Here is a 1,189-nt window from a genome sequence, read left to right as displayed (position 1 = left end):
ATGGTCTGAAGTAGTCGAGTTTTTCTGACTGACTTCAGGCACTGCTGATTTTAAAGCGGGATAATGATCAAAAAACGATCAAGTCGCCGGCTCAATTCGATGCTTGAGCCGCTGCGAGCACCTCGCAGCGGCTATGCCTCGCATTACAGGCGCACCTCTCCTGCAGAGGTCAGTAAATGTCGGCGAGCCATCCACAGATTCGATAGCGCAAACAGCGTAACCATCTGCGACGTATTCTTCGCCAGGCCTCGGAAGCGCACCTTGGTGTAGCCAAACTGACGCTTGATCACCCGGAACGGGTGCTCGACCTTGGCGCGCACCTGGGCTTTGGCCTTCTCGATCTTGCGCTTGGCTTTGTACAGCGCGCTGCGCTTATCCAGCTTCTTGTAAGTGCTGCGGCGGGCCGCGATCTGCCAGATGACTTCGCGGCCTTCATGTTCGGGACGCTTCTCGACGCCGGTGTAACCGGCGTCTGCGCCGACCATGTTCTCCTCGCCGTGCAGCAGCTTATCGACCTGGGTGACATCCGCGACATTGGCTGCCGTGACCACCACGCTGTGCACCAAACCCGATTCATCGTCGACACCTATGTGTGCCTTGGCCCCGAAGTAATACTGGTTGCCCTTCTTGGTCTGATGCATCTCTGGGTCGCGTTTGCCGTCCTTGTTCTTGGTCGAGCTCGGTGCATTGATCAATGTGGCATCGACAATGGTGCCTTGGCGCAGCGACAGGCCACGGTCACCCAGGTAGCCATTGATAACTGCCAGGATGCCAGCAGCCAGTTCGTGTTTCTCCAGCAGGCGACGGAAGTTGAGGATGGTGGTTTCGTCGGGGATACGCTCCAGGCTCAGCCCCGCGAACTGCCGCAGGATGGTGGTCTCGTACAGTGCCTCTTCCATCGCCGGATCGCTGTAGCCAAACCAGTTCTGCATCAAATGAACCCGCAGCATCGCCATCAGCGGATAGGCCGGACGTCCGCCTTCACCCTTGGGGTAGTGGGGCTCGATCAAGGCAACCAAACCCTTCCATGGCACTACCCGATCCATTTCGATCAAGAACAACTCTTTGCGGGTCTGCTTGCGCTTGCCGGCGTACTCGGCGTCGGAGAAAGTCATCTGCTTCATCGGGCTACTCGGCGGGTAGGATCGGGGTATTTTGCCAAATCAGGAAGTCTTCTTCAGAGTTTCCC

The 1,189-nt window shown here is 57.4% G+C and carries 1 protein-coding gene; it reads right to left on the bottom strand.

The genetic code is table 11. The features are described 5' to 3' along the window. Positions 1-143 precede the first annotated feature (143 nt). Positions 144-1,124, bottom strand: coding sequence for an IS5-like element ISPa52 family transposase (locus NA647_RS19590; RefSeq protein ID WP_021209969.1), 981 nt, complete (start codon positions 1,122-1,124; stop codon positions 144-146). Positions 1,125-1,189 lie beyond the last annotated feature (65 nt).

The organism is Stutzerimonas stutzeri, assembly GCF_024448985.1.
Classification (GTDB): Bacteria; Pseudomonadota; Gammaproteobacteria; order Pseudomonadales; family Pseudomonadaceae; genus Stutzerimonas; species Stutzerimonas stutzeri_AP.
The sequence above is the reverse complement of the archived record's forward strand: the minus strand, read 5'-3'. Positions and strand labels throughout refer to the sequence as shown.